Genomic DNA, 15,854 nt, shown 5'->3' with positions numbered 1-15,854 from the left:
CTTCTTGCACAGCATGGATGATCGGTTCGCCTCCGCTACCGCCTTGATGCGCCGTCACCGCCCACGCCGACCGCTCCAAGGCGGACCAGGACCCGTCCGAGTGGATGCGACCCCTGCCGTCTCAGAGGTGGCCGTCCAGGAACTCCCGGACCTCGGCGGTGGTCATGGGCCCCGTGCCGTGCGCCACGGCCTCTCCCTCCTTCAGGAGGACGTAGGACGGGGCTCCGGTGATCCCGTATCGCTCGGTTGCGGCCGGACAGCGCGTAATGTCGGTGCGGACGGCCGTCAGGCGGCCCGCGTACTCGTCGGCGATGCCACCCACGACGAGGTCCATCGCCCGGCAGGGCTCGATTGCCTTGGGCCATGTCCCGGTGAAGTATGCGAGGACCGGGACTCTGCTCGTCCTGAGGATGAAATCGAACTCCGCGTCCTCACGGGATTGGTGAACCCGCCTTGCCATGGAAGCTCCAGACCTTGTTTCCGTCTTTCCATCCCCATCATCCCCCGCGCGTCCGCGACCCGGGCCGGTGGCCGCTCGGGGTGGCCCTGCCCTCTGGGGCTGCGTTCTCCAGGACTGCGAGAGCGGCGTGATCTGGCGGACCGGCGCGGCCGGCGAGCTGTGCGCCGAGATTGCCGCACGTGAGCGTGCCGAGCGTGCCGCCCAAGGCCTGTGCCTTGAGCACGGCACCTGTCCTTGCCCGTCTGGCCGGTGCACCGACTGCGACCTCGAGGCCGCGGCAGACCGGCCCACCGAAGTTCCGGTCCAACGGATGGCGGAGGGTCGAGCCCCACCCCGTCGCGGTCGTTCCGACGCCCGCCAAGCCCCATGCCGAGACGTCCGGCCGGAGGGTCTGCCGGGGCCGGGAGAGAACGACTCCCTGCTACTTCTTGCCGACCTCCAGGCTGACGAGGAGGTTGAAGACGGCAGCGACGGGATAGCTGATGAGGTCGGCGACGGGCGGCACCGCCTTCACCCATGGGTCGCACTTGTCTTGGACGGCTTGGATGCCGAAGGGGCGCGGCGACGTTGGACAGCGGGCTGATGATCGCGTACACGAGCGCCATGATGCGGTTGGCATTTCCATCGCCGCCTTCCTCGACGCAGCCGGCCACGTTGATGCCCAGGGCCGCCAGTCCCAGGCCGAGGGAGATCAGCGACAGCACGAAGGCCTCCCTGGGCGCCGGACGGTCGTGCTGTCCAGCGCCCAGGGGGCCGTCGGTTGCGGTGGTGACCGCTGCCCTGCGATCAGTTGCCGTCAGCTGCCGTCCGGGCACAGGTGCAGAGCCAGGACGTTGCCGCCGCTGACGGTCACCTGGACCCGGCCCAGGGTGCCGGTGTCCCCGCTGTTGGCGACCCGGAAGTCGCTGCCGGCGTTCTCACCGTTGTGGAAGGCCGCGTCGTCCAGGGTGAAGGTCGCCGTCTTCCAGGTATCGGTGCCGGTCTTGGCCACCGAAGGTGACTGCTTGTAGGCGCCGGTGGTGGAGTCGTACTGCAGGCTCCAGCTGCCGGTGCCGTGGTCGTAATAGTCGATGGTGACGGTCGCATGGTAGGCACCGCCGGGGACGATGGTGTTGTCGATGTCGAAGTACTCGTACGGCGAACCGTCCGTCGTGGACCGACCGCTGCGATCGCCGACGGTGACCGGCGTGGTGTGCCCGTCCCCGTTGTCACGGAAGCGCAGCCCGCACTCGGTGTCGGTCGCGCCGAGCGTGTCGCAGGCGGTCGCGCTGCCGTCCGCGGCCGGTACGGTCACCACGGCGGCGCCGCCGGGCAGCGAGGTGCCGTCCGACGTACGGAAGGCCACCTTCACCGGGTGGTAGCCGGAGGGGGTGCCGTCCGCGACCGAGATGGTGACGGGCACGGTGGCGCGGTCGGCGTGCCGCAGGTCGAGGGTGCCGGATGACGGGGCCACGGTGACCCCAGGCACGTCCGACGCGGCGGTCCAGCGCACCGAGCCGGCGTGCCCGGCGAGGTTGGAGACGCCCACCGTCGCGGGCAGGCTCGTACCGCTGGGCATCACCTGATTGCCGGTCGGGGTGAGATAGCCGACCGCCGGCACCTCGCCGGTGCGGTACGACGGCGGGGCCGCCTTGGCACCGGTGGCCCAGTGGGTGTCGGGCCGGGTGGACAGGTCGACGTCGAGGGAGCCGCCCTGGGTGGCGAAGGAGGCAGGCAGCGCGGTGGACTCGAAGTGCCGTCCGTCCAGCTGCATTCCGGTGACGTAGGGCGCGTCGTCCGCGGCCTTCGGCGCGTCGATGGTGATCCGGTGGCCGTTGCCGAGTCTGATCACCGCCCGCTTGACCAGCGGGCTGTTGAGCACCAGCGTCGGGGTGCCGGGGGTGGCGGGCATCATGCCGAGCGCCGCCCACACGTACTCCGACGACAGGGCGCCGTTGTCGTCGTTGCCGGGCAGTCCGTCGGGCGCGGTGGTGAACAGCTCCGTCTCGAACCGCCGGGTCACCTCCTGGGTCTTCCACGGCTGGCCGACGTAGTCGTACATCCACGGGGTGGTGGTGTCGATCTCGTTGCCCGCCCAGTCGTAGGGCGCGTTGCCGCCCGCGTTGAGCTGGCTGAAGTAGTCGTCCAGGCGCGGGATCACCGCGTCGTTGCCGCCCATCGCGGTGACCAGGCCCGCGATGTTCTGCTGGACCGACCAGTTGTACTGGGCGGCGTTGCCCTCGTCGTAGCCGTCCTGGCCGAACGCGCCGGCCGGTGGGGTCTGGAAGCCGGGACCCGCGGGGAAGGCGCCGTTGCCATCGCGCGGGCGCAAGTAGTTGGTGGCCGGGTCGAAGATGTTCTGCCAGTTGTTGCCGCGCACCGCGTACTCGGCCGCGGTCGCGTGGTCGCCGATCCGGGCCGCGAGCTGCGAGATCGTGAAGTCGTCGGTGGCCCACTCCAGGGTCTCCGATGCGCCCTGCAGCCCGTGGTCACCCTGCGAGGTGCTGTTGTTGGGCGCGTAGCCGAGCCGTACGTAGTCCTCGACGCCGGGGCGCTCCACCCAGCCCCAGCCGACCTTCTGCGACTGCGTCGCGGCCTTCTTCATGATCGGCAGCGCGTCCTTGATGTCTACGCCGGTCGCGCCGAAGGCGACGTACTGCGCGAACAGCGGCACGCCGTTGTCGCCGTTCATGACGTTCCCCGTCATGTTCTGTGACGGCCACTTGGGCCACCAGCCGCCCTGCTGCTGGGCGTCCCGCAGCAGGGAGTTGGCCATGTCGCCGGCCTTGTCCGGGTAGAGCATCGTCTGCAGCGGCGCCAGCGATCGGTAGATGTCCCAGTCGGAGAAGGTCGCGTACTGGGTGTGCCCACGCGGCACTTGGTGGATCGCGTCGTCGAAGCCGATGTAGCGGCCGTCCACGTCGTTGAAGACGCTCGGCGACTGCAGCGAGCGGTACAACGAGGAGTAGAAGGTCGTCAGTTCGTCGTCGGAAGCACCGCCGACCGACACCTTGCGCAAGGCGTCCCGCCAGTCGTCCCTGGTCTGCGCCTGGACGTGGCCGACGCTCCAACCGGGCATCTCAGACGCGGCGTTGGCCGCTGCACCGGACGTACTCACGTACGACATACCGATCTTGGCGGTGATACTGCGGTCGGTGGAAGTGTCGAAGGTGAGGTAGGCGCCGGACCCGGAGCCGGCCGCGGTGGACGAGCCCGCGGTGACGGCCGTGGCACCGCTGCCGCTGCCCCCGCCGCGTTGCCAGGTGCCGTGGGCGGTGAACGGGCGGTCGAAGGTGATGTCGAAGTACATCGTGTACTTGCTGTTGCCGCACAGCCCGCGCGGTGTGGTCGTGCCGGAGATCTCGTGGTCGCTGACCACGTTCACCTTGGCGGCCAGGTCACCGCCCAGGCTCGTACCGGACTTGACCAGCAGCTGCGCCTGGCTGCCCGCCGGGTAGCCGAACGACGCGATCCCGGTCCTGGCCGTCGCACCGATGTCCACCTGCACATCGGAGTCGGTGAGGTGCACGTCGTACGAGCCGGGCGCCGCCTGCTCGTCGTCGTGCGAGAAGTGCTCGGTGCGCCCGGCCGGGTCGGCGCCGACCTCGCCGGTCACCGGCAGGATCGGGATGTCACCGAAGGACGAGCAGCCACCGGAGAAGTGGTCGAGGCTGAAGCCCTTGATGGTGGTGTCGGTGTACCCGTAGCCGGTCGGCGCTGTAGCAGTGTCCGGGCTGAACTGCATCATCCCGAAGGGGGCGGTGACGCCGGGGAAAGTGTTCTCCCAGTCGACGCCCTTCTGTGTGCCGATGAACGTGTTGACGTAGGCCGTCGGGTCCGCGACGAGAGCGGTCCCGCCACCCCGCCCCGCCGCTCCGGCCGGCCCCGCCGCCAGCGCGGCGGGCACGACCAGCACGCTGACCGCGGCAAGTGCCGCCGCGACCACGGCAGGACGGCCGAAGCGGCGGCTGCTGCTGGTTCTGTCGTGGTGTTTCGCTCGGTGTCGGTACACGTGAGACCTTCCCTGTCACCCTGCACGGCTCTTCGGTGGGGGGCTGTCAGAAAACACACGCGACAACGTTGTCACTCGCGCCGGAGGCGAGTCTGGACCCGCGGCGCGGACGCGTCAAGGGCAAACACCAGCCTCGTCGGGCGGGCCGGTGGCAGGAGCCGGCCGTCGAAGGGCTGCCAGGTTCCGGCCGTCGCATACGGATGCGCGCCCCCTGTATACGTCGGATCACTGTGCGCGGAACGGGGGCTGACTCAATGGGCGCGTCACTCCGATGGGCTGGCTTTCTTGCAAAGCCTCTTGACGGCCGTCAAGCAGACTGCCAACCTTTGGCCGCATTGATCGGACGTCTTTGTCTCCCTGTGGGCGGATCCCCGCGGGCCAGCGGTTCCGGAGCGATCATGAAGTGGATGGCGTCATCGTGGAAGATTCTCGTTTCCATAGTTGTGTTCGGCTTCGCCGGCGCGGCACCCGCCTGGTCGGCGGCGCCCGCGCAGGTGGCAACGCAGGCGGTGCTGTGGGCGGCGCCTGACGGCCATGGCGCGGCGTGCACGTCGAGGAATCCGTGCTCGCTGTCAGCGGCGCAGGCTGCGGTGCGGAAGGTTGAGGGGGGCCGTCACCCCGCGGGCGTCACGGTCGAACTGACCGACGGCACGTACCGTTTGAGCAAACCGTTGGAGTTCGGCGCCGCCGACTCCGGTAGCACCGGTCACCCGGTGGTGTGGCGCGCGGCGCCGGGCGCACACCCGGTGATCTCCGGCGCCACGCGGGTTACCGGCTGGTCCCAGGTAGGCAGCACCGGCGTGTGGTCGGCGAGCGTGCCCCGTGGCAGCGCCAGCCGGCAGCTCTACGTCGACGGCACGGAAGCGTCCGTCGCGCAGGCCACGCCTGCTGCCCTGCACTTCACGGGTGGCTGGGTCGGCTCGGCCACCGGGTACGACCTGTCGAAGGATGCCGCGGCCGTGGCCTGGTTCGCCCAGCTCACGCCGGCGCAGCTGGCGCAGGTCGAGTTCGACTACCCCGGCGGCAGCGGCCCGTAGACCGACTCGAAGTGCCAGGTCGCCAGCATGTCCGGCAGCCAGCTGATGATGGATCAGCCCTGCTGGACCAACGTCACCGACGGTGCCCCGTTCACCCAGGGCTCCGGCGGCCTGCCGTCGATGTCCACCTCGCGGATGCCCTCCACGATCGAGAACGTCCGCGGCCTTCTCCAGACCGGGCAGTGGTTCCTCGACAGCGCTGCGAACAGGATCTACTACGCACCGAAGAGCGGTGTCCACGTCGCCGCCCTGGACGTCGAGCTGCCGCGGCTGGAGACGCTGCTGCAAGGAGCCGGGAGCCTGCGCGCCCCGCTGCACGACATCACCTTCGCGGGCCTGCAGTTCTCCTACGCCACCTGGAACGACCCGTCCTCCACCGTGGGGTTCGCCGACGTCCAGAGCAACCTGCGCAGGACCGGCGCGAACAACCAGGGCCTGTGCAGCTTCTCCACGCCCGCCGGCAGCTGCCCGTGGGGCGCGCTCACCCAGCCCGCCGCCAACGTCTCCTTCACCGCGTCCAGCCACGTCACGATCAGCGGCAACCGGTTCGTCGACCTCGGCGGCGCCGGCCTGAGCTTCAAGTACGGCGGCTCGCAGAACGTCATCGAAGGAAACGAGTTCACCCAGATCGCTTCGACCGCGCTGATCCTCGGCTGCACCTACGACCCGACCCCCACGGCCACGCCGGCATCGGTGATCCAGGCCGGCTGCACCCCTGACCCGAAGGCCGTCGCCAAGGACCCGGTCGGGCAGAACGAGATCCTCGACCACACCACGGTCGCGAACAACGTGATCCACCAGATCGGCACCGACTACCCCTCGGCCTGCGGGATCACGCTGCTGTTCAGCCAGCACACCACGATCACGCACAACGACCTCTACGACCTGCCCTACACCGGCATCACCGCCGGCGTCATCCAGGGCCACGTCGACGAGGCCGACCACCCGCAGAACTCGACCAACATCAACGCCGACAACACGATCAGCAACAACCTGATCTTCGACTTCCTGAAGGTGCTCGCCGACGGCGGCGCGATCTACATCGAGGGCCACCAGGCGCAGTACGTCTACCAGGCCGACGGCACGATCGACTCGGCGGCCACCCTCGCGAACGGCCTGCACGTCACCGGCAACGTCACGTACAACGACGGCGCCCCGTACAACGCGTACTACGACGACGCGGGTTCTGAGTGGATCGACTTCAGCGGCAACGCGGAGTTCCACCCGCTGACCTCTGTCGCCGGGCAGGGCGGCTGCTCGTCCACCGGTCACTTCTGGGTCACCGGCAACTACTTCTCCGACCGGGTCGGCAGCTACGACTGCAACAAGCCGGTCGACTCGAACATCAGCGACAACACCACGATCCCCGCGTCGCCCGGCCCGGGCGTCATCCCGGACGCGATGCTCGCCGGCGCCGGACTGACCGGCGCGTACCAGTCGTTGGCCGGCAGCCTGCGGCCGCAGGCGAGCTACATCTCCGCGCCCACGCCCGTCACTGCCGGGTCCACGACCGACCAGGTGCTCATCGCCGGCGTCGGCTTCTCGCGCAGCACCCCGGTGTACTTCGGTGGCCAGCGCGCGACGAGCGTGCGGCTGCTCTCCTCCGGGTTCCTGACCGCCACGGTGCCGCCCGGAGCGGACGGCACCGACGTCACCGTCGGCACGTACGTGCCCAAGCCGGTGATCACCGCTCCCGTCAACGGCGCGGCCGGCCTGGCGGACACCTACACGGTGCGCGGAACCGGAGTGGCCGGTGACACCGTCACCGTCGGCGTTATTCTGGACCACACCGGCTGCACCGCGGTGACCGGCACCGGCGGCACGTGGGCCTGCACGGTCACCAGCTCCTCACCCGGCCAGCACACGCTGACCGCCACGCAGTCCGACAAGGTCGGAGCCACGTCCAAGCGGTCGGCAGGCGTCACGGTCTACATCGGAGTACCGCAGGCCGCGGCACGGATCGACGACACAGACCCGTCGATCACCTACAGCGGCTGGAATTATTCGGCCGGCCGAAGCTACGGCGACTACAACGGCGACATCCACTACGCAGGGAGCGACGGCAGCAGCCTTTCGTTCACCTTCATCGGCACCGGCATCAAGGTCTTTGGCGAGCAGTACACCGACCAGGGCAAGATCAGTGTGTCCATCGACGGCGCATCCCCCACCGTCGTCGACACGGTTCCTGCCGACGGCACCCGCCACGCCGATGCGGCCATCTACACCGGCGCCCCGCTCCCGGCCGGCATTCACACGATCGTGGTGAGCAAGCTGTCGGGACAGTACGCCACGTTCGACGGCTTCGAAATCGACAACCCGACACCCTGACAGCTCTTATGGGCCCTCGGGTTCGGCTCGCCTGAGCCGGTCACCCGGTGAACGGCGCGGCCTTCGTGATCACGTTGACGCCCGTCGGCGTGATCGTGAGGGCCGCCCCCATGTCTTCGGCACCCAGCCCGTGGCTCGACGGCCCCGGACAAGAACTGGGCCCCTCCTGGGCGTGGCGGCACGGGGATTCGAACCACGGCACCGCTACCAGCGTGCCGTCGACAGCGCACACGAGGAGTCCGTCCGGGCGGTCGCGCAGGCCGGGGGGAGTGCGCGTGACCTCCGACGGCCCGGTCGAGCACACCGTCGATGACGGCCCGGGCGGCCTGGACTCGGCACTCGCCCGCTGGGCCGACCGGTACGCCGAGAAGCTGGGCGTACGGGTCGGCGAGAGTTATCCGACCGGCTGGTGTCCCTGGTACCAGTACGTCACCCGGCTCACCGAGCGCGACATGTACGAGAACATCGAGGCCATCGACAGGCACGAACTGCCCGTCGACATGATCGCCGTGGACGACGCCTTCCAGAAGGAGATCGGCGACTGGCTGCAACTCTCCGACCGATTCAGCTCGTTGAGCGCTCTTGTCGATCGCATCCACGCCTCGGACCGGCGCGCCGGGGTATGGATCGCCCCGATGTTCGTAGGCGCCCGCTCCGACGTCTTCCGCGACCATCCCGACTGGCTCGTACGTACCCCGGACGGCACCGAACCCCTGTGGACCGGCCATATCTGGGAGCAGGACCTGTACGCCCTCGACATCAACCACCGGGGAGCGGCCGCCCACCTCCGGGAGGTCTTCCAGACGTGGCGTGGTCACGGTTTCGACTACTTCAACTCGACTTCCTCTTCGCCGCGGCCCGGGTCGGCCGCCGCCACGAGGACGTCACCGCGCTCCAGGCGTACGCGATGGGCGTCGACCTCATCCGCGCGGCGACTGGATGCGCAGGGTCACATTCCCTCGGAACCGGTCCCCGCTACTGTTCCGACAGGCTGCCCAGGTACCACTAGTCGTCATGCACGGGCTTCACGAAGCCCGCGAAATCGTCCGCTGCCTCAGACGCTACGCGGCCAGGGAGATCTTCCACCTGGTCACGGACAGCTGCAGCCAGGACCCCGCTCATAGGGGCTGTGTGGGAGGCCGCTGCGGGGAGCGGAGTACGAGCAGGGTGATCTCGCTGGGGGCGAAGACGCGGAACGGCGGGCCCCAGAAACCGGTGCCGCGGCTGGTGTAGAGGAGGGTGCGGGTGCCGTGGCGGCTGAGGCCGGCGACGGCGGGCTGGTCGATGCGGACGAGGTGGTGGAAGGGCCAGATCTGGCCGCCGTGGGTGTGGCCCGAGAGTTGGAGGTCGATGCCGCCCGCTGCGGCCCGGTCGACGAACTTGGGCTGGTGGGCCAAGAGCAGGACGGGCAGGTCGGGGTCGGCGCCGTTCAGGGCGCCGGCGAGGTGGGCGCGGTGGCCGGCCAGGCCGGAGGACTCGGCGGTGACGTCATCCACGCCGGCGACCACAAGGGTGTCGCCGCCGCGTTCGAGCAGCAGATGACGGTTGCGCAGCGGCTCCCAACCCAGCTCGTCCATGAGATCGACCCAGCCCTGGGCCTCGCTGTAGTACTCGTGGTTTCCGGTGACGTAGACCCGGGCCCGGGTGGCTCGCACGGTGCCGAGTGGAGCGGCCTGGGAGCGGCGGCGTTGGGCCGTGCCGTCCGCGATGTCGCCGGTGTGGCAGACCAGGTCGGCCTCCAGGGCGTTGACCTTCGCGCAGACCCGCGCCGACCAGCGGGCGCGGTCGAGCGGGCCGTAGTGGGTGTCGGTGATGAGGACGACGCGGGTGCCGTCCAATCCGGCTCCCAGCCGCGGGATTTGTACGTCGAGCTGACGCACCCGCGGCACCCGGCGGGCCTCGGCGTACCCCCAGGCGAGCAGCCCGGCGGCTACGCCGAGGACCACCCAACTGACGATCCGGGCCCGGTTCTGCCCGTTGCCTACGCCGGCCACGGTCAGGGCGAGGCGCAGCAGGACGCCGAGCAGGACGGACCAGGTGAACAGTACCCAGCTGGCCCCAAGGAGGGTGTCTCCGACGATCGCCGCCCAGTCCTGCTGCCGCCGGCCGTGGCCGCGCACCATCGCGAGCGGCATAGCGACCAGACCGAGGACGAACAGGGCGGTGCCGCCCAGCGCCACGGGGAGCGGCCAGTGCTGGCCGGCGTGCAGCAGCACCCAGCAGGGCACGGTCCACAGCAGGACGGGGGCGATCAAAGGGATGTAGCGCATCAGGCGGCGCAGTCGACTCTGCTGATTCGCCTGAGCTGCATCGTCCGCGGATCGGGTTTCGCTGGTGTCGGTCACGCTTCCCCTCCTCGAGTAACCAGACTGCCGGCGCGCACTGTACCCGGTCGTCCTAGTGACCTGAGTCGGAGATTCGTTGAACAGGTGGCGACCTTGTCGAGGATCTCGTCGGCGGTCTAGGTCCAAGGGGCGTGGGTGGTCGTTCCAGTCTGCGACCCAGGCCCGGATGTCGCGTTCGAGTGCTTGGACGGAACGGCGGATGCCGCGCTTTCCTCAGGAAGCCGGCATCCACCGTCGCCTCAACCGCGCCGGTGACCGGCAGGAAAATGCCGCCCTGCACCGGATCGTGCAGACCCGCCTGCGCTGCGATGCACGCACCCAGGAGTAGTGCGAAGGCCGACTCAAGCAGGGCAAGACCCGACGCGAAATCGTCCGCTTCCTCGGAACGCTACGCCGCCCGCGAGGTGTTTCACCTGGTCATAACCATGCAGTCATGACCCCCGTCATAGGGGCTGTGGCACCGCGCGAGAGGTGGCCAGCTCGTCGGACTGGTCTGGGCTGATGAGCGTGGTCCAGCTGCGGAGTGTTACGGCCTGCTGCGGCCGCGGTTCAGGGAGGGCTGGGACCGTTCGCGACAGCACGCGTGCGGAACGTACGTCCGAACCGTGGGTCAGGCAGTTCGCTTTCGCGATTCGTGATCCGTGGGAATGCCAGCCTGGCCACTGAAGCCGACCTCAAGCGCACGAGAGGGGTGACGCGACGTCACAGGGGACCGTGGTCACTCCAATGAGGGTGTGCCGGCCGGACGGCGTGTGGGGCCGCCCCTTAGCGGGGAGGACCCACACGCATTTGGATCTGTGAGGGCTGGGGTCAGCGATGGCCGATGTCGTGGCCGACGTCCTTGATCTTCTCCTTCGCTCGCGGGCGTCGACCTCAGCCTGTTTGGCGCGGCCCTTCGCAGTCAGCCGCTCGTTGCCCACGGCCTTGCTGGTGGTCTCCTTGACCTTGCCGACGGTCTGCTCGGTCTTCGCCTTGGCCTTCTCGTTGGCAGTCGTGCTCAGCCGTCAGCCGTCAGCCGTCAGCCGTCAGCCGTCAGCGGGCGCTCGTGGTGTCGATGTCGACGATGTGGTTGTACCGCTCCACCAGCACGAAGAGCTTGGTCTTCTGCGTCGTCTCCCCGCTGCCGAAGGTCAGGGTGACGATGACCTCATGGCCGTGTCCCACGGTGCCGTTGTCGGTCACCGTCCATTGCGCCGGGACGTTTTGGGCGTGCAGGACGCCGTCCGCCCCGTTCTTCTTCTCCCAGGCCGCCAGCCGCTGGGCGAAGTCGGGCGTCAGGTAGTGCTTGCGGAGCGCCGTGGCCAGCGTGACGTCCGGGTCCGTGTAGTCGCCCTTCGCGTCGATGTACGCGCCGTAGAAGTCGGCGACCCGGGTCACCGCTTGGCCGGGCGTGCCGCTGACCGACTGCGGTGCGGCGGTGGACGCCTTTGCGGGGGCATGGACGGACGCCTGTGCCGACTCGGACGGCTTGCCGCTGACGCTGCGCGGAGTCCCGGCGGAGGCCTGGATGGTGGCGCCGAGTCCGAGAGCGACGGCAAGGACGCCGGCGGTGAGGGCGGTGCGGGTCTTGCTGTTCATGTCGGTTCTCCATTTCGAGTGATCGAGTGGTCGGGCTGTGCTGTGGTCGTCGGTGCCGGCGGCGTCCCTACCCCGTGGCGGGAGCGCGCGCTGCGCGGCGCCGTCAGTGGAGTTCGTTCCACGGCCTTGGTGGTCAGCTTCTTGAAGGCTTTGCCGGTGGCCTCGGTGGCCGGGTCCTGCGGCGATGCGGGCCGCGCAGGACGTGATGTGCTTGTTCAGCCACGAGGTCGGCTGCTTCGCCGAACGGGTGGCGCGCAGGACCACGGTGATCCGGCGGGCGTTCGTGTCGAGGTCGGTGCCGAAGTCGCGGTGTCGGGTGGACTCGTGGCCCGGCAGCGTCCGCAGACAGGTGTCCCAGTCCGTCTCCTCCGGTACGCCGACGGTGGCCTTGCCGGCCGTTCAGGACGAGGTGCGGGGCGGCGGCAGGTCCGCGGCCGCGAGGAAGCTGGGCGCCTTGGGAGCGGCCGTGGCCAGGCCGGCGAGCGCCACGGCCAGACCCGTGACGGCGATTGCGAGGAGCGCGCCTGCTCGGGTGCGCTTGGGCATGGGTGTCCCCCCGTGAATGCGGTGAGTGCATGAGTGCAGTGCATGGGTGTCGGACGTCGCCCGACGCCGGTTGGTCCGTCCGGCCCTGGCCGGTGCGACACCAAGAGCATCGGCGGTCACCGGAGTCCGGCGCAACGACTACCGCTCTTTTGGTGACGGTGGAACCATCCCGGCCCATCTGACGTGCAGGGATATGAGTGCCTGGGATGCAGGATCGGCGGGCGGACGACGGGATAACGGTGTCGATGCGCGACGATGTCGAGGAGTTCGCGGCGCTGGTGCGCCAGCTGAAGGACCGCACGGACCGGAGCTACGCCTCTCTGGCCCGCCGCCTCAACATGAACACCTCCACGTTGCACCGGTACTGCGCGGGCGAGGCGGTGCCGCAGGACTTCGCGCCCGTGGAGCGGCTCGCGGCCTTCTGCGAGGCGGGACCGCAGGAGCGGCTCGAGCTGCACCGTCTGTGGCTGTCGGCGATGGCGGCTCGGCAGGAGGTGCGTACGGCCGGTTCGGCGGAGGCGGCGGCACCGGACGGGGGGGACGGGGCGCTCGTCGAGGAGAGCAGCTCCGCGGAGCAGCCCGGGGACGGCCCCGACCCGGACGAGCCCGCTGCCTCGCCCGCTTCCCGCCCCTGGTATCGCCGCCGACGGGTCCTGGCGTCCACCGCCGTCGCCTGCGTGCTGGTCGCCACTTTGCGCAGCACGTCCGCCCTGTCGGGCGAGCGCTCCTCCGAGGCGGACGCCTCCCGCTCCGCGGGCTCGCGGACGACCGCCCCCGGCGCACCCCACCGTTCGGCGGCGTCGGTCACCGCATCCCCCTCCCCTTCCCGGAACTCCGCGTCGCCCGGCCGCCGTCACAAGGCCCCCGCCCCGTCCGCCACCGGCAGCGGTCCCACCGCGGCCGCGAATCAGACCACCGGCCTGCCCCTCGCCTGGAGCGCCGACTCCCTGGTCTGGGACAAGGGCTGCGGCCACGACTACGTCATCGCCAAGCCGCCCGCACAGGTACCTGCGCCGCCGGCGGAGCAGGATGCCGGGGCGTGGGCGGCGACGCAGGGCGCGGTGCACGGGCGGCAGACGAGGGTGCAGATCTCGGTGCAGGGGCGGTCGTCCACGGCCGTGGTCCTGGAGGCGCTCCACGTCCGCATCGTCAGCCGCGGCAACCCGGCCGCCGGGAGCGCGTACGCCATGGGCCAGGGCTGCGGGGGCGACCTCACGCCCCGCCGCTTCACCGTGAACCTCGACGTCGACCGCCCCATCACCCGCCCGAAGGACGGCGCCGACAGCGAACACGCCATCCCGGCCGCGCACTTCCCGTACCGCGTCTCCGCCGAGGACCCGGAGGTGCTGCTGGTCGACGCGACGACACAGACCCACGACGCCCGCTGGTACCTCGAACTCGACTGGTCCTCCCAGGGCCGCACCGGCACGATCCGCATCGACGACCACGGCCGCCCGTTCCGCACCACCGGCATCAAGGCAATGCCGCACTACTGGTACGGCACGAACGACGCAGGCGAGCGTGCCTGGGTCCCCTACGACAGCTAGCGCTGTGACCGCATAGTTTCGCCGGTCGTCCAGGCTGCGATTTCGAGGGGGCGTCCGCCCCAGCGGATGCCTTTCTCGCTGCGGATGCGGGTGGTGGCCAGGGGCACCGGCCAGTCGTTCGAGGCGTTCCTGCGCGAGCGCATCTTCGATCCCGCCCAGCGGCGGTGGACTCGACTCGACCGTCGACGACTATCACGCCTAATTCCGGATGCTGCTCAACCACGGAATGCACGGCACCGAGCGGGTCCTGTCCCGGCCGGCCGTTGAGCAGATGACCACCAACCGTCTCACGCCCGAGCAGACAGCCGCCCTTCAGGCATGGGTGCGCAGCGTCGTCCATCTGTAACACGGTCAGGGGCGGGTCGGCGGCCGGGGGCTTCGGGATGACGGTGCGCACATACCGAGGCGACTACGCGCCCATCGGCCAGTTCGGTTGGGACGGCGGAGCCGGCACCACGACCTACGCCGACCCGCGGACCCCTCCCGGGGATGTACGACCCCAGCGGCCCAGGACGCCTGCTGTTCGGGTTCTTCGCGGCGATGGCCGAACCGAGCGCGAGAACATCCGCGAGGCCACGCTCGAAGGACTCGACACCGCGGCCCGCAAGGGCAGCTACGGCGGCCGGCGCCCGGTCATCACCGACGACATGCTGCACACCGCGCTCCGGCGCTGCGCGAACGGCGAGACTGTCGAGGGCATCCAGCCCGACCTGCTCATCCCCACCGGCCGCCGGAACGGACAGAGCCCCAGCCTCTCCAGCATCTACCGAGCGCTGGCCGAGCACGAGAAGGCCCAGGCGTACTCAGGCGTACCCGGAGGCCGTCGAGACGGCGCACGCCGACTTCGCCGCCCTTCAGCAGCGCGACCGCAGCCCCAGATGCGCCCCTCCCCTGCCCACCGCCCAGACGGCGCCCGGGACGGCGAGCGCCGCGGACGCCAGAAGGGCGGGCCAGAGTCTGTGTCGTGATCCCCTGGCGCGCGCCCGCACAGGTCGGTGCGTGCCGCCGCACGGGGATCTGGAGCGAAAACGGGCACCAGGCGGCACTCTCGACGGGGACACGGCCAGGGGAACGGAGCCACGGAGGCGGGTACCGCGCGCGGCATACGAGACGGTCAGGTGGTCCGGGCCCCGAGCCCGGCTCCGTGGGTGGCCGGTCCCGTACGGGACACCGGCGAGCCGGTCGAGGGTGTGGTGACCGCAGGGGCGGTAAGTGTCGGGTCGACGGTCAGCAGCTGTGCTCCCAGCGGCTCGGCCAGCGAGCGGAGGGTCGACTCGGAGAGCCGGATCCAAGGCTGCTCCGCTCCGAGCGTGGCGGTCAGCCGGCCCCGGGTGGTGAACCCGACAGCGGTACGGGCGCCGAGCGGGGTGCGGAAGAGGCGTGCCACCATCGCAGATGTTCCCGGCCGGACCGGGACATACAGGGATCCGGCCGGGTCCCGTTCCTCGGGCTCGGGATCGTCGTCGTACTGGAACAGGCACATGGGGTGCTCCTTGAAGGACTGTGGCCGACAGATGGTCCCCGGGCGCGGGGAGGCGATCCAGGGCGCAGGACGAAGCTATCCCCGGGCTCACCACCTGTGGCCGCCCCTGACGCGACCTTGACGGCAACCGGCCGACTCCGTGCGGGTCGTTGATACATGCCCACGCCGACGCGCTACCCGCTGGACGGTCAGAGCCAGCCGTTGCGGCGGAAGCCCCGGTGGATGAAGAGGCAGGCGGTGACGCCGAGGACCAAGGGGTAGCCGCAGGTCCAGCCCAGTTCGGGCGTGTGGTCGAAGTTCATGCCGTACACGCCGCAGACCAGAGTCGGGACCGATGATCGCGGCCCAGGCTGTGATCGCACCTCCTCGTTCTGGGCGACGGTCACCTGGGCGAGGTGGGCCTGGCGGATCGAGTCGAGGAGGGTGGTTCGGGATCTGTTGACCTCCGCTAGGACGGCGTAACTTGTCAGGTCGTTGAGCACTTCGAGCGACGGCCTCGTCGATGGTCACGAGCGACCTGGGCGGGGCCGCCAGGGAGG

The 15,854-nt window shown here is 69.9% G+C and carries 13 protein-coding genes and 2 pseudogenes; 7 read left to right on the top strand and 8 right to left on the bottom strand.

The genetic code is table 11. The features are described from left to right. Nucleotides 1-121: 121 nt before the first annotated feature. Together OHB49_RS04290 and OHB49_RS04285 are read right to left on the bottom strand one after the other, a co-directional pair. Entirely contained in the window at nt 122-460 is a 339-nt protein-coding gene (locus OHB49_RS04290; protein ID WP_329158029.1) for a thioredoxin family protein, read from the bottom strand. A gap of 796 nt (nt 461-1,256) precedes the next feature. Beyond that, nucleotides 1,257-4,451: a GH92 family glycosyl hydrolase gene (locus OHB49_RS04285; protein ID WP_329158027.1), complete on the bottom strand. Its 3,195-nt coding sequence runs from the start codon at nt 4,449-4,451 to the stop codon at nt 1,257-1,259. Between the two features lie 398 nt (nt 4,452-4,849). Here OHB49_RS04285 and OHB49_RS04280 point away from each other — a divergent pair, with 398 nt between their 5' ends. The 3 genes from OHB49_RS04280 (at nt 4,850) to OHB49_RS04270 (ending at nt 8,940) form a co-directional block, all read left to right on the top strand. Further along, complete coding sequence (locus OHB49_RS04280) at nt 4,850-5,488, top strand: hypothetical protein (protein ID WP_329158025.1); 639 nt, start codon at nt 4,850-4,852, stop codon at nt 5,486-5,488. Between the two features lie 27 nt (nt 5,489-5,515). Continuing rightward, on the top strand, nt 5,516-7,816 hold the full coding sequence (locus tag OHB49_RS04275) for an Ig-like domain-containing protein (RefSeq protein WP_329158023.1): 2,301 nt from the start codon (nt 5,516-5,518) through the stop codon (nt 7,814-7,816). 275 nt (nt 7,817-8,091) lie between these two features. Further along, nucleotides 8,092-8,940 carry an alpha-galactosidase gene (locus OHB49_RS04270; protein ID WP_329158021.1) on the top strand — a complete coding sequence of 283 codons (849 nt, stop codon included), beginning with the start codon at nt 8,092-8,094 and terminating at the stop codon, nt 8,938-8,940. Here the strand turns inward: OHB49_RS04270 and OHB49_RS04265 are convergent. Further along, on the bottom strand, nt 8,935-10,161 hold the full coding sequence (locus OHB49_RS04265; RefSeq protein WP_329158020.1) for a metallophosphoesterase: 1,227 nt from the start codon (nt 10,159-10,161) through the stop codon (nt 8,935-8,937). The two genes, OHB49_RS04270 and OHB49_RS04265, sit on opposite strands and share 6 nt — an antisense overlap. A 199-nt stretch (nt 10,162-10,360) precedes the next feature. Here OHB49_RS04265 and OHB49_RS04260 point away from each other — a divergent pair, with 199 nt between their 5' ends. Continuing rightward, entirely contained in the window at nt 10,361-10,489 is a 129-nt protein-coding gene (locus OHB49_RS04260; RefSeq protein WP_329158019.1) for a hypothetical protein, read from the top strand. 482 nt (nt 10,490-10,971) lie between these two features. Here the strand turns inward: OHB49_RS04260 and OHB49_RS04255 are convergent. From OHB49_RS04255 to OHB49_RS04245, 3 genes and pseudogenes are all read right to left on the bottom strand, one after another. After that, nucleotides 10,972-11,162, bottom strand: a pseudogene (locus OHB49_RS04255) (CsbD family protein). A 31-nt stretch (nt 11,163-11,193) separates the two neighbouring features. Continuing rightward, nucleotides 11,194-11,739 carry a hypothetical protein gene (locus OHB49_RS04250; RefSeq protein WP_030980556.1) on the bottom strand — a complete coding sequence of 182 codons (546 nt, stop codon included), beginning with the start codon at nt 11,737-11,739 and terminating at the stop codon, nt 11,194-11,196. A gap of 399 nt (nt 11,740-12,138) precedes the next feature. Then, nucleotides 12,139-12,285, bottom strand: coding sequence for a hypothetical protein (locus OHB49_RS04245; RefSeq protein WP_329158018.1), 147 nt, complete (start codon nt 12,283-12,285; stop codon nt 12,139-12,141). Nucleotides 12,286-12,491: 206 nt separating this feature from the next. Here OHB49_RS04245 and OHB49_RS04240 point away from each other — a divergent pair, with 206 nt between their 5' ends. From OHB49_RS04240 to OHB49_RS45780, 3 genes are all read left to right on the top strand, one after another. After that, nucleotides 12,492-13,832 (top strand): helix-turn-helix domain-containing protein, encoded by a 1,341-nt coding sequence (locus tag OHB49_RS04240; RefSeq protein ID WP_329158015.1) that lies wholly within the window; start codon nt 12,492-12,494, stop codon nt 13,830-13,832. Between the two features lie 208 nt (nt 13,833-14,040). Continuing rightward, nucleotides 14,041-14,178 (top strand): hypothetical protein, encoded by a 138-nt coding sequence (locus tag OHB49_RS45785; RefSeq protein WP_443079489.1) that lies wholly within the window; start codon nt 14,041-14,043, stop codon nt 14,176-14,178. A 37-nt stretch (nt 14,179-14,215) separates the two neighbouring features. Beyond that, nucleotides 14,216-14,800: a hypothetical protein gene (locus OHB49_RS45780; protein ID WP_443079488.1), complete on the top strand. Its 585-nt coding sequence runs from the start codon at nt 14,216-14,218 to the stop codon at nt 14,798-14,800. Nucleotides 14,801-14,946: 146 nt separating this feature from the next. Here the strand turns inward: OHB49_RS45780 and OHB49_RS04230 are convergent, their stop codons facing one another. Both OHB49_RS04230 and OHB49_RS04225 read right to left on the bottom strand, forming a co-directional pair. Next, the gene (locus OHB49_RS04230; protein ID WP_052190233.1) at nt 14,947-15,315 is read right to left on the bottom strand and encodes an SAV_915 family protein; all 369 of its coding nucleotides are present in this window, start codon (nt 15,313-15,315) and stop codon (nt 14,947-14,949) included. Between the two features lie 188 nt (nt 15,316-15,503). Continuing rightward, nucleotides 15,504-15,737: pseudogene (locus OHB49_RS04225) on the bottom strand (CorA family divalent cation transporter); the annotation flags it as partial. Nucleotides 15,738-15,854: the final 117 nt, after the last annotated feature.

It is taken from the genome of Streptomyces sp. NBC_01717, assembly GCF_036248255.1.
GTDB lineage: Bacteria > Actinomycetota > Actinomycetes > Streptomycetales > Streptomycetaceae > Streptomyces.
The sequence above is the reverse complement of the archived record's forward strand: the minus strand, read 5'-3'. Positions and strand labels throughout refer to the sequence as shown.

Excerpts from the sequence above, each read along its gene's own strand:
- OHB49_RS45785 (WP_443079489.1), top strand. The coding sequence starts at position 14,041 with ATGCTGCTCAACCACGGAATGCACGGCACCGAGCGGGTCCTGTCCCGG.
- OHB49_RS04290 (WP_329158029.1), bottom strand. The coding sequence starts at position 460 with ATGGCAAGGCGGGTTCACCAATCCCGTGAGGACGCGGAGTTCGATTTC.
- OHB49_RS04245 (WP_329158018.1), bottom strand. The coding sequence starts at position 12,285 with ATGCCCAAGCGCACCCGAGCAGGCGCGCTCCTCGCAATCGCCGTCACG.
- OHB49_RS04230 (WP_052190233.1), bottom strand. The coding sequence starts at position 15,315 with ATGTGCCTGTTCCAGTACGACGACGATCCCGAGCCCGAGGAACGGGAC.
- OHB49_RS04280 (WP_329158025.1), top strand. The coding sequence starts at position 4,850 with ATGAAGTGGATGGCGTCATCGTGGAAGATTCTCGTTTCCATAGTTGTG.
- OHB49_RS04250 (WP_030980556.1), bottom strand. The coding sequence starts at position 11,739 with ATGAACAGCAAGACCCGCACCGCCCTCACCGCCGGCGTCCTTGCCGTC.
- OHB49_RS45780 (WP_443079488.1), top strand. The coding sequence starts at position 14,216 with ATGACGGTGCGCACATACCGAGGCGACTACGCGCCCATCGGCCAGTTC.
- OHB49_RS04260 (WP_329158019.1), top strand. The coding sequence starts at position 10,361 with ATGCCGCGCTTTCCTCAGGAAGCCGGCATCCACCGTCGCCTCAACCGC.
- OHB49_RS04240 (WP_329158015.1), top strand. The coding sequence starts at position 12,492 with ATGCAGGATCGGCGGGCGGACGACGGGATAACGGTGTCGATGCGCGAC.
- OHB49_RS04275 (WP_329158023.1), top strand. The coding sequence starts at position 5,516 with ATGTCCGGCAGCCAGCTGATGATGGATCAGCCCTGCTGGACCAACGTC.